Origin of the sequence: Cellulophaga sp. BC115SP, from assembly GCF_009905545.1 — a bacterium.
Classification (GTDB): Bacteria; Bacteroidota; Bacteroidia; order Cytophagales; family Spirosomataceae; genus Flectobacillus; species Flectobacillus rivi.
The window spans coordinates 1-15,378 of record NZ_JAAALB010000054.1 but is presented as its reverse complement, the minus strand read 5'-3'; the positions used below and the strand labels follow the sequence as shown (position 1 = coordinate 15,378).

10 protein-coding genes are annotated in these 15,378 nt (G+C 38.4%); 8 read left to right on the top strand and 2 right to left on the bottom strand.

From position 1 onward, the window contains the following. The first annotated feature begins 5 nt into the window (after window positions 1–5). The 7 genes from GVN22_RS23815 to GVN22_RS23785 all read left to right on the top strand — a co-directional run bounded on the left by GVN22_RS23815 (window position 6) and on the right by GVN22_RS23785 (window position 12,327). On the top strand, window positions 6–1,427 hold the full coding sequence (locus GVN22_RS23815) for a sugar porter family MFS transporter (protein ID WP_166553509.1): 1,422 nt from the start codon (window positions 6–8) through the stop codon (window positions 1,425–1,427). 90 nt (window positions 1,428–1,517) lie between these two features. Continuing rightward, window positions 1,518–4,619, top strand: a complete 3,102-nt coding sequence (locus GVN22_RS23810) for a TonB-dependent receptor (RefSeq protein WP_166553508.1) — start codon at window positions 1,518–1,520, stop codon at window positions 4,617–4,619. A 22-nt stretch (window positions 4,620–4,641) separates the two neighbouring features. After that, window positions 4,642–6,273, top strand: coding sequence for a RagB/SusD family nutrient uptake outer membrane protein (locus GVN22_RS23805; protein ID WP_166553507.1), 1,632 nt, complete (start codon window positions 4,642–4,644; stop codon window positions 6,271–6,273). A 201-nt stretch (window positions 6,274–6,474) separates the two neighbouring features. Continuing rightward, entirely contained in the window at window positions 6,475–7,518 is a 1,044-nt protein-coding gene (locus GVN22_RS23800; protein ID WP_205691024.1) for a SusE domain-containing protein, read from the top strand. Beyond that, window positions 7,499–8,734 carry a glycoside hydrolase family 76 protein gene (locus GVN22_RS23795; protein WP_205691023.1) on the top strand — a complete coding sequence of 412 codons (1,236 nt, stop codon included), beginning with the start codon at window positions 7,499–7,501 and terminating at the stop codon, window positions 8,732–8,734. The genes GVN22_RS23800 and GVN22_RS23795 overlap by 20 nt, the downstream gene beginning before the upstream one ends. Before the next feature lie 41 nt (window positions 8,735–8,775). Next, window positions 8,776–11,118, top strand: coding sequence for a GH92 family glycosyl hydrolase (locus GVN22_RS23790; protein WP_166553506.1), 2,343 nt, complete (start codon window positions 8,776–8,778; stop codon window positions 11,116–11,118). Between the two features lie 24 nt (window positions 11,119–11,142). Next, the gene (locus tag GVN22_RS23785; RefSeq protein WP_166553505.1) at window positions 11,143–12,327 is read left to right on the top strand and encodes a glycoside hydrolase family 76 protein; all 1,185 of its coding nucleotides are present in this window, start codon (window positions 11,143–11,145) and stop codon (window positions 12,325–12,327) included. 224 nt (window positions 12,328–12,551) lie between these two features. Here the strand turns inward: GVN22_RS23785 and GVN22_RS23780 are convergent, their stop codons facing one another. Beyond that, window positions 12,552–13,040: a GreA/GreB family elongation factor gene (locus GVN22_RS23780; RefSeq protein ID WP_166553504.1), complete on the bottom strand. Its 489-nt coding sequence runs from the start codon at window positions 13,038–13,040 to the stop codon at window positions 12,552–12,554. Window positions 13,041–13,125: 85 nt separating this feature from the next. Continuing rightward, a complete protein-coding gene (locus tag GVN22_RS23775) occupies window positions 13,126–13,929 on the bottom strand; it encodes a hypothetical protein (protein WP_166553503.1) in 804 nt (267 codons plus the stop codon). Between the two features lie 149 nt (window positions 13,930–14,078). Between GVN22_RS23775 and GVN22_RS23770 the strand changes: the two genes are divergently transcribed. Further along, window positions 14,079–15,059, top strand: coding sequence for a YafY family protein (locus tag GVN22_RS23770; protein WP_166553502.1), 981 nt, complete (start codon window positions 14,079–14,081; stop codon window positions 15,057–15,059). Window positions 15,060–15,378: the final 319 nt, after the last annotated feature.

Sequence of the window (15,378 nt, the reverse complement as noted above, 5' to 3'; positions counted from 1 at the left end):
AAACAATGTCAGCCAATCAATCACAATCCAAAACAATCTCAAATACCCACGTGAGCTCTCACAAAAGTCATATACTGTTCATTTGTCTCATTGCAGCAATAGGAGGATTCTTATTTGGCTTTGATACTGCCGTAATTTCAGGTGTTTTACCTTTTGTCGTTAAGAGTTTCGGTTTTAATTCAATGATGGAAGGCTGGTTTGTTAGCTCGGCCTTGCTCGGTTGTTTGATAGGGGTAATAATAGCAGGAAAATTAAGTGATTGGAAAGGCCGAAAGTTTGTAATGCTAATTTCAGCAGGTTTGTTTTTGTTATCCGCTGTTGGTTGTATGCTTGCCGAAAGTTCATTTTGGCTGATTACATTCAGATTAATAGGGGGCTTAGGCATTGGGGTTGCTTCCATGATTTGCCCCCTGTACATCACAGAAATATCGCCTCCTAATAGCCGTGGTCAAATGGTGGCATTGTATCAATTAGCCATTACTATAGGAATCGTTGCGGCATATTTTTCAAATGTAGTTTTACTTAAAATATCTGAAGACCAAAGTTTTACAGGATTTCTCAAATATATTTTGGTTGATCATACATGGCGTTCAATGTTGGGAATAGGTTTGTTACCAAGCTTTATTTTTTGGATTAGCCTACTATTCATTCCCGAATCTCCTCGATGGCTGCTTTTGAAAAACCAAACAGAAAAGGCTTTGGCTGTACTACTAAAAATAACAGATGCAGCTACAGCGGTAAGAGAAGTGGATGAAATGAATAATAGTTTAAGTACCGAAAGAGCCAGCTTGAAAGACCTCTTTGTAAAGCAATACCGAGTGCCATTATTGATTGGAATTAGTCTTCCCTTTTTTGCCCAAATATCAGGCATAAATGCTGTCATATATTATGGACCGTCAATACTTGAAAAAGCAGGTTTTTCATTGGGTGATGCTTTCGGAGGACAGGTAACAATTGGTATCGTAAATGTTCTGGCCACTTTTATAGCCATTTTCACTGTAGATAAATGGGGTAGGAAGCCACTTCTGATTTTAGGAATTGCTTCGACAATCGTATCTCTGGTAGTGATAGGCGTGCTTTTTCACTACAATATTTCAACAGGCCCATGGATACTCATCTTCATCATTCTGTTCATTTCTGGTTTTGCTTTTTCGTTTGGGCCAGTAACATTTATTATCGTAAGTGAAATTTTTCCAACAGCTATTAGAGCGCAAGCGGTATCCATAGGTATATCATCTATGTGGATTGCTAACTTTTTAGTGGGTCAAATGACACCTATGATGCTTAAAAGCTCATTATGGGGACCAGCCTATACATTTTGGACCTTTGCTATTTTATGCGCACCAGCCCTATGGCTTACCATTTCGAAAATCCCTGAAACAAAAGGGCAGTCTTTAGAACAAATAGAGCGGACATGGAAAGCATAAAAGTATGTATCAATCGCACACATGAAGTAATTATTTAACCTCATCAAATTTTCTATTTTTCACTTTTTTAATACTTAAAACAATTTGCAGATGAATCTACTAAAATTGACCAGAGTGGCAAAGTGCTTTAACTGCTTGGTAATAGCTGTTTTATTGATGCTAGTGAAAACCAATTTACAAGCACAGAACACACACGACATCACTGGGCATGTTACTGACATTGATGGCAAGGCTTTGAAAGGAGTAAGTGTAGTCATAGTGAATTCCAAGGTAGGAACGCTTACTGATGCAAGCGGAGCGTTCTCTTTAAAAGTACCCTCGAATTACATGCAGCAACGCATATCATTTTCTTTTATAGGAATGATCACACAGGAATTGCAAATTCCTGCAAGTAAGGTAATAAATGTTACCCTCAACGAATCAGTAAAGTCCTTAGATGAAGTAGTAGTGGTAGGCTATGGAACACAGAAAAAAGTATCTCTAACAGGTGCTGTAAATCAGGTTTCATCTCAACAAATAGAAAATAAGCCTGTAACCAATGTATTGCAAGCCTTACAGGGGCAGTCTCCCAATTTAACTATCCAACAAAATAATTTCAACCCGGGTAGCAGCGTCCTCATTAATATTAGAGGCCTAGGCACACTGGGCGACAACACGCCTTTAATCGTAATTGACGGTATTATCGGTGGCGATATCAATCTGTTAAATCCCAATGATATTGCCAGTGTTTCGGTTTTGAAAGATGCGGGTGCTGCTGCCATATATGGTTCAAGATCGGCCAATGGTGTTTTATTAATTACTACTAAAGGTGGTAAGCTAAATCAAAAACCTACCGTTTCCTTTAATAGTAGTTATGGCCTACAGGTAGCTAGAGTCTTGGTTGATAAGGTGTCAGGGTGGGACAATGCTTATTATAAAAACGAAGCTTTAGTAAACTCAGGATTATTACCAGCCTATACACCAGCACAAATTCAGGCCTTGAAAGATCAGGGTGATGGCAACTGGAATGTTAACTATTTATTGAAAAATGCACCTATGCAAAGCCATAACATAAGTGTAAGTGGTGGTAGTACCAATAGCTCCTACTTTATTTCGGCAGGTTACCAAAATCAAGGAAGTAATTTAATTGGTAATGGTGGCACTGGGGCAGACTTCGGTTATCAAAAATATAATGTCCGATTGAATCAGACTAGTGTAATAGGTAAGTTAAAAGCTAACCTCATATTGAGCTATACCAAGTCGATGAACAAATCAAATAGCGTGGGGGATAATAATATTTTTGCTGATGCTAACAGAGTCCCTGCCAATTATAACTGGGTAGATGCTGAGGGAAACTTTTTGACGAATCCAGTAGCTTCACAATACAATGAGTATGGTGTTTTACTAAAAGGTGGTGCCAATCAGTCTGACGACGACCAAATATTTGGGAGTATTAATGGTCAATTTAATATTACCAATAACTTGAAATTAACGGGTGTGTTTGGTGGTACAGTTTCAAACAACTCTAGTCTCTACCGCAGAATACAGGTTGATTATTTGCCTGGAGGGGTGTATGGAAATGATGGTGCTGTAATGGATAACTCAGGAAAATCATTGCTGGTAAATACTCAATTATTTGCAGAGTACGATAAAACCCTGGGAGACCATGCATTTAAAGTACAAGTAGGAGCAACCAATGAATCGTTTAGTTCTAAAGGCTTTCAGCTACAAAAACTATATACCGATCGTTTTTTGGGTACACCTACAACAGGTACTACAATTGATGCCAACTCTTCGGTTAACAGTATAGCAGTTAATGAGACCAGTATCAACTCATTATTAGGTCGTTTAAACTATTCATACAAAAACCGTTACCTTTTTGAGGCAACTTTCCGTGAAGATATTTCTTCAAAATTTGCCGAAGGAAACCGAGCGGGATTTTTCCCTACTGTAAATGTTGGATGGGTTATTAGCGATGAATCCTTTATGGAGAAACTAAGAGGCCCATTAGACTACCTAAAAGTTAGAGCAACTTACGGTATTTTGGGGAATCAAAATGTAAATGCTTATCAATATCAAACTACCTATTTTTCATACCCAAGTGCCTATGGATTTAATAATTCTGTAGTGGGTGGAGCAGGTTTTCTATTGGGTAATCCAAACCTAACTTGGGAGAAGTCTGCTACTGCTAACCTAGGCTTTGATGCAGCTTTCTTTAAGAACCGTCTGAATGTTTCATTTGACTATTTTAACAAAAATACAAAAGACATTCTTCAACCTCGTCAGGACATTCCTTTGATTTATGGAGCAGGTTCTCCTGATTTTAACGTAGCTAGAGTTAGAAATACAGGTTGGGATGCTACAGTATCATACAAATTAGAAGGGAAGAGCTTTAATCAAAGCTTTAGTTTTAACATAGCCGACAATCAAAATGAGCTACTTGAACTATCATCAGGAGCGAAGGAGCTCATTGTTAATCAAGACGTTTACTCTCTACTTAGACGAGTAGGCGATCCAATTACACAATGGTATGGTTTCAAAACAGATGGATATTTTCAAAATACTGAAGACCTAACAAAGTATGCTAAACCAGTAGGAGTAGCTGTTGGCGTGGGTGATTTGAAGTTTGTAGATCAAAACAAAGACGGCATTATTGATGACAAAGACAGAGTTGTACTTGGCTATCCTTTCCCTCGATTTACGTTTGGCTTTAACTATGCTGCTGAGTATAAAGGCTTTTTCATTCAAGCATTCTTTCAAGGAGTTGGAAAAAGAGATGCCTTTTTACGTGGTGAACTCGTAGAACCTTTCCATTATAACTATGGGCAAACCATCTACAAACACATGACCGATTATTGGACTCCACAAAACCCTAATGCCAGATACCCACGACTTGCCACAATTGGTTCATCTTCAAACACCAACAATTGGCGATACGGCTCTGATTTATATAAATACGACGCTTCTTATTTGCGATTAAAAAACCTTACTGTAGGTTATACCTTACCTCAAGACTTCAGTAAAAAAATAGGATTTGAAAAGTTCAGAGTTTCATTGGTTGGTCAAAATATTTTAACAATAAGTAAACTCACATTTGTCGATCCTGAAACTACCGAATTTGGAAATAACCTAAGTGTATCTTCCTCTTCTAATAGTGTGCGTGGCTATCCTATGCCTGTATATTATGGAGCTAGTATTGATGTCACTTTCTAAAAACATAAAATTTTCTGATAATATGAAATTCTCAAAAATAAGCATAGCGATTGCTGCAGTATGTTTGAACCTAAGTGCTTGCAAACAACTTGACCTTGCTCCAACTGATAGGTTTTCAGAATTGACATTTTGGAAAATAGACCAGAATGTTAACAATGCTTTGTACAATAATTACAGCTTGATGTACGATAGCAATTCCTATTTTTACCTTGATGCTACTTCCGACAACGCCTATTCGCCACAAGGAAATTCAAGTGGAAATGCCGATGCCATAACCAGCGGTAGCTTTACTGCAACTCTTCCACGTTTCCGTAACGACTGGGGTAATTATTATAAGCTTATCAAGTCATGTAATCTGTTTTTGGAAAATGTAGATAAAAATACAACACTACCTGCAGCAACCATTGCCCGCCTCAAAGCTGAAACACGTTTTCTTCGTGCATTTGCACATTTTAACCTAACAAAATGGTATGGCGATGTTCCTCTACTTGATCGTGACCTTACAATAGAGGAAGCTCAGGTTGTTGCAAGAAAGCCCAAAGCAGAGGTTGTTAATTTTGTGGTTTCTGAATTGGAAGCTGCTATCGCCGACCTTCCTTCAAAAGATGCAATACCAGCCAGTGAGAATGGTAGAATTACCAAAGCTGCTGCACTTGCTTTACAAGCACGTGTCTTGTTATACCAAGGTAATAAAATGGCTGAAGTGGCTTCTATTTGTGAAAAACTAATGAATAACCAAGCCACTTATGGCAAATATTCATTGCATGAAAGCTATAGTGCCTTGTTTAACGACCCTGCTGCAAATAAGGTTAATAATGAGACTATTCTTGCATTACAATATGTACCTGCTGTAAGAACTTGGGGTGAATTTTTCGATTTTGCACCAAGGTCAGTAGGAGCCAGAACGAACAATTTAGGAGCCACACAGGAGTTGGTAGATTCGTACCGTATGTTGAATGGCAAAAAGATTACCGATCCTGCGTCTGGTTATAACGAGAACGATCCATACATCAATCGTGACCCTCGTTTGACAGCCACTATTGTCTACGACGGTTATAACTGGGTGAATCCCAACGGTAGTACCAAGAAAATCTACATAAAACCTGGTACCGATCCCGTACAGCCAGGTGCTGACGAATATTCTACTAGTGGACAAGGATCAGCAACAGGGTATTACTGGAGAAAATACTTTGACCCCACCGCTTTAGCGTCATTTGCTTCGGGTTCAAACCTACATCTAATCAGATATGCAGAAGTATTGCTTACCTATGCCGAAGCAAAAAATAGTTTGGGACAGATGGATGCAAGCGTTTGGGACAAAACCATAAAGGCTTTGCGTATGAGAGCAGGTTTCACTGACCCAGCTGCTTTGAACTATCCGGGTACTGGCGATATGACAAATATCATCAGAGATGAAAGACGTGTAGAACTGGCTATGGAAGGCCTACGTACCGACGACATTAGAAGATGGAAAATAGCTGAGGTAGTACTGAATGGCTATGCACACGGGGCAAAATTTAGCGACCCAACCATCGATAGAGGCTATATCAGAGCTCAGCGCCGTCAGTTTGATGCTAGTAAACATTATTTGTGGCCTATTCCTGCATCAGAGCTTTCTTTGAATAAAAATCTGACTCAAAATCCAGGATATTAATTGTTATGAAATATCCAAAAACTGATAGATGTACATTCAAAATGTTAATAGATGTTTTTGGGTATTTTATCTTTTTTGTAAATCATTGATTATCAAAATTTAACTTATTTTATACAGATGAAAAAGTCAACTATGATAAAAGCTTTTTTTTCACTGCTATCTACTGTAATATTCCTTTCCTGTCAAAATATTGAAAGGGAATTGAATATAAATTTTAGCGGAGTAACAAAACTCAATTTGCCTGATGATAATGTAAATATCAATTTGCGTCCTATCACCACGGCAAGCGAAGTATTTAAATGGGATGAAGCCATTGCTGAAGATGGTGGCTTAGTACTTTATGAACTCGCATTTGATAAAGAGGGAGGCGATTTTTCAAAGCCTGTCTTCAAAATCCTTTCTGACGGAGGCGGTACACAACGACAAGCAACCGTCACACATAAGCAATTGGTGAAAATAGCTGCTGCAGGAGGGATAAACTCATCTTCGACAGGCAAATTGAAATGGACGGTAATTGCCTCAAAATCGCTGAATTTGAAAGTAAGCACCACAGTTCGTACCATTCAAATTCAAAGACCAGCTGGTTTTGCAGAAATACCATCAGCACTTTATATTACCGGCACGGCTACAGAGGCTGGAGCTGATATTGCCAAAGCTGTGCCAATGAAAAAAGTTGAAGACGGAGTTTTTGAAATATACACTTCGTTAAAAGAAGGGACTTATCAGCTCACTGACAAGCAAAATACTACAGGACGCAAATTTTATATAGATGGTTCTTCTGTCAAAGAAGGAACAAATAATACCACTGTTTCAGGTGCTAGTAAGGTATATCGCATAAGATATGACTTTAATGTTGCAGCCGTTTTAGAGGCTACTGAAATAAAAGAAGTAGGGTTGTATATGTCGGCCTACAATGCAGAGATTGGCAAGCTTTCTTATGTAGGTGCGGGTAAATGGCAATCAACGTCGATTCCTGTGGTATTTTACCAGTTTTCTTGGGGGCGTGACGAACGCTACAAATTTGTTTTACATACATCGGCAGGAGACCAGTATGTTGGAAGCGCCAACGCAAACAATGGTAGCCCTGTGGGACAGCCAGCATCTTACTTTTATATATATCCTGTTAGCGATAATCAGTGGGACAACACCTATAAATTTAATCCTAGTGCCGACAATGGCAACATAAAAGCCTCTTTGATTTTTGGAGCTCAAGGACCGTACTCTCATGAAATTACAACCCTATAACTTATCACAACTGTTGGTAATAAAACCATTAGTTTTGATGTTCCTTTGCTTTTTTTCTTGTTCAAAGAAAAATATCGACTCGGAAACTGTGCTCCCAGTCATACCCATTGATACAACGGTCAAAAAAGCAGATTACCAGAAACTAGCCAGAGAAACTCACGGTTTCATTACCAGTAATTTACTTACCCAATATGGCAGCTACAGAGCTAATACTACTTCCAAGTCCAACATCGTATATGAATGGTATGTGACCAGTCAGATATACGCCGATGCTGCTATGATTGCCGCTGGAGATTCTACTTATTTTACGTACATGAATAAAACATTTTCATGGATGGATAATATGTGGGATCGTTCCAACAACGGTAACGGGGGGTATTTCGCCGCATGTAACCTAGATGGTACTGGAGCAGGTGGTGATAAATACATAGACGATAATGCTCTTACTGGCATGGTGTACTTGAGTGCCTATGATGTTAGTTCTGGTGCAACCAAACAGGCGTATTTGAATAGAGCTAAGGCCTGTGGTGACTGGTTAATAAAAAGCGGGCTATGGGATAATGTAGCTGAAGGAGGCTTTTGGTGGAGTACTCAAAAAACACAAAAGCCAACTCAATCAAATGGTTTATGTTTACAACTTTTCTTGCGGTTGTATGAGCTTACAGGAGAAGTGGTATATAAAAATTGGGCTTTACAAGTAGATACATGGCTCACGTCAAAAATGTATGATTCACAGAGTGGTCTATTCAATTGGATGTATGATGGCCCCAACGCATCTGTCTTACATACTGAGAAATTTACCTATGACAATGCAATTATGGTCGAAGCCTACCTACTTTACAGTAAAATACTTGGAAATAGTAATTATTTGGAAAAAGCACAAGCATTGGGCAGGGCAATGAACCTTACACTATGGAATCCTGCTGCCAAGGCATACATATTTTTGACAGACCCTGCTCAAAGTCGTGTAAATCCTGCTTGGTGTGGTTGGGGTTCGCAAGCCATGATCAAACTTTATGAAGCTGATAAAAACCCAGCTTGGCTCACCTATGCACAACAAAACATTGATGGACTAAATATTGCCTGTAGAAATACATCAAACAATGGTTATCACTTTTTTGCAAGCTTTGGTGGTGGCAATCGCTCACCAGAGTTTGAAGGGGTTGACCAAGCGTGGATGCAACGTGTGCAAGCACTCATGTCAAAATACAAATAACACGACAGGAATATTAACAACAAGGATTAAAAAATATTATTATGAAAAGACTACTTTTCGCTGGGCTTGGTTTACTCAATACCATTACGATTTATTCGCAGGATTTATTGAAGTACGTTGACCCAAACATAGGCACAGCTCATAGCCGTTGGTTCTTTTATACCCCCGCTGCTGTACCACATGGTATGGCTAAATTGGCACCCTCAACCAATGGGCATTACGGCAATCCTTCGGGTTGGGAAGCTACTGGCTACGACGTAAGACATAATTCGATTGAGGGTTTTGTTCATTTCCATGAATGGCAAATCGGTGGCGTATCTGTGATGCCAAGTACTGGCGAACTGAGGGTAAAACCAGGCGACTTAGACAAGCCAAGTAGTGGCTACCGCTCTCAATTTGACCGTAAAAATGAAATAGCACAACCAGGCTATTACAAAGTATTTTTAGATGATTATAAAGTTACTGCTGAATTAACAGCTACTGCACACGTTGGCTTTCACCGCTATACTTTTCCAGCAAGCAACTCAGCCAGAGTTATTCTGGATATTGGTAACAAGCAAGGCGAAAGTGGCGAAGTTAAAGATGCCTCTGTGCGGATGATTGATGAAACGCATTTTGAAGGATTTGTTACAACCTATCCAAGGTACGTCCAGACCTATGATTCAGAAGGTCAAATCTCCATGTATTTTTGGGGTGAAATAAACAAAAAGCCAAAAAATGTTGGGGCTTTTGATGCCAATAATATCTCTAAAAACACCTCAAAGGCAAGTGGAAAAGGTGCTGGTATTTTCCTTGAATTTGATACAAAAGAAAACGAAGTACTTGAAATGAAAGTGGGACTTTCTTATACAAGTATTCAAAATGCAAAAGTAAATCTCATTTCAGAGGCTCAGACCCTCTCATTTAACAATGCCAAAAAACTGGCTCAACAAGAATGGAATCAGCAACTTGGCAGAATTCGAATTACGGATGAGAATTTATCAAACAAAACCAAGTTTTATACAGGTTTATACCACGCTTTGTTGGGTAGAGGAATCGCCAATGATGTTAAGGGTACTTTTCCACGACACGATGGTTCCATTGGACAATTGCCAGTAGATAAAGCAGGGCGATTTAGCTATAATTTTTATAATACTGACGCTATCTGGGGAGGCTATTGGAATTTGACACAACTGTGGGCACTCAGCTATCCTGAGCGGTACAATGACTTTGTGAAAACCCAATTAGAAATTTATAAAGAAAGAGGCTGGTTTGGAGATGGTATTGCCAATAGCAATTTTGTTTCTGGCGTAGGTACCAATTTCGTGGGTTTAGCTATTGCAGGAGCTTACCAAGCAGGCATTAGAGATTATGACGTAAAGCTTGCCTATGAAGCCATAAAAGCAAATGAATTATCATGGAAGAATCGTAAAGTAGGATCAGGTAAAATGGATGTTAAGGCATTTGTCGAGCATGGTTACTCTCCGTATTTAGAAGCGGATAACACTGATTCGACGGGTTCACACTTCTCAGCATCGCACACCCTTGAATATTCTTTTAGTGCATTTGCGGCAGCACAAATGGCCAAATCTCTTGGTAAAAAGCAAGACTACAGTAAATTGATAAAATATGCAGAAGGTTGGAAATACCTATACGACAGTACATTAAAGCTAATACGACCAAAAACTGTTAATGGTAAATTCATCGATAATTTTGACCCATTACAAGCTTGGCGTGGCTTTCAAGAAGGAAACGCTATACAATATACGTTTTTTGTACCACATAATCCGAATGAGCTAATTAAAGCGGTAGGAAAGGTTGAGTTCAACAAAAGACTTGAAGATATTTTTGAAACTGCTCAAAAACTTGATTTTGGGGGTGGAAAAGAAATAGACGCTTTTGCAGGGATAAAATCACTGTACAATCATGGTAATCAGCCCAATCTTCATATTAGCTGGTTATTTAATTTTTCTGGAAAACCATGGCTTACCCAAAAGTGGACAAGGGCAATTTGTAATGAATTTTATGGTACAGAGCCTATTCATGGTTACGGATATGGGCAAGATGAAGATCAGGGACAGTTAGGTTCATGGTATGTGATGGCAGCTCTTGGTTTGTTTGACGTAAAAGGATTTACAGATAGTCGCCCAATTGTAGAAATAGGAAGTCCTCTATTTGATAAAGCATCCATACAATTAGGTAATGGTAAACAATTGGTGATTGAAACAAAAAATAATGCTAAAGAGAATGTTTACATTCAATCAGCACAATTTAACGGGGTACCATTAAATAATTGTTGGTTATACAAAAATGATCTGATGAAAGGAGGGAAGCTTGTTTTAGTAATGACAAACAAACCTAATACAAAATGGGGCACTCAGGTTCCACCTCCGTCTGTCCAATAGTTTTCAACACAAATAAAACATAAAATGAAAGCTCTAATTTCAATTACGCTAATGTTGTTACTGGGTGTGACTCAAACTGGGAAATCACAAGAAATGGTTTCATCCAAACAATATCTCAAAAGAGCAGAAGAAATGTATAGTAACATCTGGAAGCGGTATAGGGTCGATAAATATAAGTTATTTTCAGAAAATTTTCCATCTGGAAAACAAGATTCGCTAACCTATTTACAAGGTGGGAGTGTCAATGAAAAAGAAGTTAGTTTTCTATGGCCATTCTCTGGGATGTTTTCAGCAACGAATGTACTCATAAAGGTTCCTGCTGTGAAAAATAAATATTTAGTTTATTTAGATAGTCTTTCTTTGGGCTACGAAACCTACAAGGATACCATACGCAAACCAGGGGGCTATCAGGCTTATCCTGTAATGTTGGACAAATCGGATAGATATTACGATGACAACGGATTGGTAGCTATCGACTATGCAGAAGCTTATATCAGTACCAAAAGACCTGCCTATTTAAAAAAGGCAAAAGAAACCTTCACATTTATATTAAGTGGATGGAGTGATAATATTGGAGGCGGCGTGACATGGTTGGAGGGACACAACGACCAAAAACCAGCGTGTAGTAATGGAATGGCTACTTTATCAGCATTGCACTTGTATAAAGCAACCAACGACCCTTTTTATCTGAATTGGGGTAAGCGATTTTATACTTGGATGCACGATAACTTAAGAGACTCTACGGGTGTTTACTGGAATGATAAAAAGCCAGATGGCTCGATTAACTATACGCAGTGGACATACAACTCTGGAACGATGCTTGAAGCAGCAGTAATGTTATATGAGTTTACACACGATATCAGCTATTTAAAAGAAGCACAAGCAGTAGCAGCTGGTACATTCAAACATTTTACCGCACAAAACAAAAAACCTACTCTGCAATTACATATCGACCTTCCTTGGTTTGTAACTGTACTGTATCGTGGATATGAGAGGTTATATCATATTGATGGCAACGAGACTTATATTAAAGCCGTCATAAAAAGCCTTGATTATGCTTGGGAAAACTCCAGAGATAAATATGGTTTGATAACACATAGCTGGACACCTGATGCAAAAGAATTGGAAAAACCGAAATGGTTACTAGATGAGGCTTGCATTGCTGAGCTATATGCACGAATCAGTATGCTTAAATTAAGCAAAAAGTAACTGAAGGCAATCAAATTCAAATCGAACCTTAAGTAATGCCTTTTTTTATTCATAAAAATACCTAATAATCACCTAGGTTATCATGTCAAATACGATTACTTAATTAAGCTACTATCTAGGCGATAAGCTACATACATGAAGCAGGAATTTTTTAAATGAGAAATTTAAACGTTTAGCTTGTGGGATAAAGCTTATTGCCTGAAGTAGGTAAAATATCCTATTCACTAGGTTATATCCAAAATGTCAATCCGCACCAATCCTGCCGGAGCTTCAAAAGTAGTGGAAGTTCCTCTCTCTTGATTGATAAGCGCAGCACCCAAAGGTGTATCATAAGCCAATCGCTTTTGAGCAATATTCGTTTCGCCACTTCCTACAATCTCAAAAACCATTTCTCGCACCTGTGCTCCATGATACTGACAAATACGAACAATTGACCCAATTTGCACACGGTCAGAACTACGTTGTTCCGAAGCAATCACTACGGATTGAGCTAGTTTTTGACGCATCAAAATGATTTCCTTGCTCAAACGCTCCTCTATTTGTCCAATCTGAATCCACCCAGGATTATCATGCCAGCCATCGCCTGAGGCATGATATGCCACTGCTTTTTCCTCTTGAATTTCTTTTAATTCTTTTTCAAGAGAAATAAGGCGTTCTTCCAATGTAATTTTACCTTGAACAGTAATATATGTTTTTTGTGTCATTGTCGTCATGATGGTATCGATTAAGTTGATTTATAAAAAATAAAAATTTGAATTAAAGAAAAATAGAGATGGGCAAAGCCCACCTCCATTACTACTATGCTGTCAGACCATAGGAAAGTGTCTCGATTCGATGGTGTAGATGGTCGAGCGACATTCTCCTAGTAGGTGTTTCGGTGTGAACAAACTCCTTTTCGGCAAACAAATCACAGTGATAAGTGCGTCGCTTACCCGTAAGCATCAGTGTAGAGGTACGTTGCTTAAACGTATGCTCACTATTGATACGGTGAATCACAGTAGCAGGCAAAAAATAGGCTCGTCCACCAGACAAGGTAAGATTGGCCGAGCGACGTAAACGCTGACTTGGATTCAACAACTCTGTATGATACGCCCCACCCTGCACTGGACTATATTGATAGTGCATTAGTAGCTCCTCACCACTCAAATCATCCAACTCATAGAACGTATTTTCCAAACAACCCTCTATGATATACGAAGCAAAATCCCAAGCGTGATTATGGCGATTTTCTTGCGGAATCAAACTAGAAGCCTCATAAACATGCAAACGCAATTTGAAATCTGGATGGTTAATCAATACCCATTTTTCAAACCCATTGTCATGATGATACGAGGCATTCACGGTACGAAGTGCCGAAGTTTCATCCATCATAAACAAACTAAATAATTGCCCACGCAACTCAGGACTACCCAAACAAGCAATAATCTGGCTAATCATCGAGCCATTGACATCACGAAGCAACAAGTCCGCAACACAATTTTCGAGCACCAACAAACTACCCGTACTCAATGCCTGACGCAGACATACCCCTACTTCATTTGAAGCATTAGGCTCAAACAACAAAACCGTATCATTCCTAAAAGAATGTGCATCGCTTGGCAAACCGTAATGAATAGATGCTGCTTTGGCAGCGAAAGAAGGCGTGTGAATTGGAGTATTGAAGGTCGTATAAAAGTTTAAGGTTTTCGACTTGTTTCGAATGCAAAGTTGGCGTATATTAGTGTAAAGTAATTACACTAAATTTATAAACTATGGCAGTAAATCAAAAACAATTCAAAAGATTTGAAATTTTACATGACCTTCTTAGTCGTGGTATTCCCGTAAGATGGACAGATATAGAAAAAGCCTATATTACTAAAAACCAAGGAGTAACAAAAAAAACAGTTTTCAATGATATAGAAAAGATGAAGGAGGTGTTCGACGCACCAATTAAACGTGAAAAAGGCATATACTTCTATACCAAGGAATTCTCGTTGTACAAATTATTTAATATCGATGATTTTCAGCTAGCAATAGAACTCAATAGTTTGTTTGAACAATTTGCTGCATTCCCACAGTTCAAAGGACTAGAAGAAGTACGAATCAAGTTAAACGAAAGAGTATCTTCTCAATCAAAAGAATCATTTGTCCAATTTGAACAAAATGACGAATATGCGGGCTTAAAGAGGTTACAAGAAATTTATAATGCCATCAAAGATAAGAAAACACTTAAGATTCACTTTCACGATTTTTCTAAATCCAAAACAGAATACAGCATAAGTCCTTATATGCTAAAAGAATATCATAACCGTTGGCATGTGTATGGTTATGAACACAAAAAAGGGAAAATCTATAATTTAGCCTTAGATAGAATACTTGCCATTGAAAAATCAGCTTTACCTTTTAGACAACAAAAACCTAATGACCTAGCTTTTCTCAATGACATTATTGGTTTTACCTATCTCTACGATGCAGAAACAGAGACTTATGCAGCATTAGAAACTGTCAAAATCAAGGTGGATCTCCCAAGAGCCAACTATATCAGGACCAAGCCATTACACCATAGTCAGCAAGAAGTATCCGAAGAAACTAGCGAAACACACGTAGTATTCACTTATCAACTACGATTTAATAACGAGCTTTTTGCGAAGCTACTCGAATTTGGCAAAGATCTTGAAATTCTCGAACCGCTTCATTTACGAGAAAAAATGATTGAACACATTCAGGAAATGGCTAGAAAATATGGGATGTAGTCATTGTCCTTCGTCAGAGAAATCATTACGGGTTCTTTTGTTGAAATGATTTCTCTGATTCGATTAATCGTTTTTCTGGCTTGCTACTAACCTTTCTTAGCAATGTCTTGAACTTGTCACTCTATAATACATTGATTATCAATAGACTCCTATAAATAATACTGACAGGCTTTTTCATTTTGTACCTTTAGGAGCAAACGATAATGTGTCCACGATAATTCGCCACGCAGTGCGTGACTAATTAGGCTTCCCTTGAAAATTACTTTTTCCTGCGAAGGCCTACAAAAAATCCACTCAAATACGGGTGGATTTTTTATTT

Bases quoted from the DNA above. Each gene is read 5' to 3' on its own strand.
- GVN22_RS23795 (WP_205691023.1), top strand. From the start codon at position 7,499: ATGAAATTACAACCCTATAACTTATCACAACTGTTGGTAATAAAACCA.
- GVN22_RS23790 (WP_166553506.1), top strand. From the start codon at position 8,776: ATGAAAAGACTACTTTTCGCTGGGCTTGGTTTACTCAATACCATTACG.
- GVN22_RS23810 (WP_166553508.1), top strand. From the start codon at position 1,518: ATGAATCTACTAAAATTGACCAGAGTGGCAAAGTGCTTTAACTGCTTG.
- GVN22_RS23785 (WP_166553505.1), top strand. From the start codon at position 11,143: ATGAAAGCTCTAATTTCAATTACGCTAATGTTGTTACTGGGTGTGACT.
- GVN22_RS23815 (WP_166553509.1), top strand. From the start codon at position 6: ATGTCAGCCAATCAATCACAATCCAAAACAATCTCAAATACCCACGTG.
- GVN22_RS23780 (WP_166553504.1), bottom strand. From the start codon at position 13,040: ATGACGACAATGACACAAAAAACATATATTACTGTTCAAGGTAAAATT.
- GVN22_RS23770 (WP_166553502.1), top strand. From the start codon at position 14,079: ATGGCAGTAAATCAAAAACAATTCAAAAGATTTGAAATTTTACATGAC.
- GVN22_RS23805 (WP_166553507.1), top strand. From the start codon at position 4,642: ATGAAATTCTCAAAAATAAGCATAGCGATTGCTGCAGTATGTTTGAAC.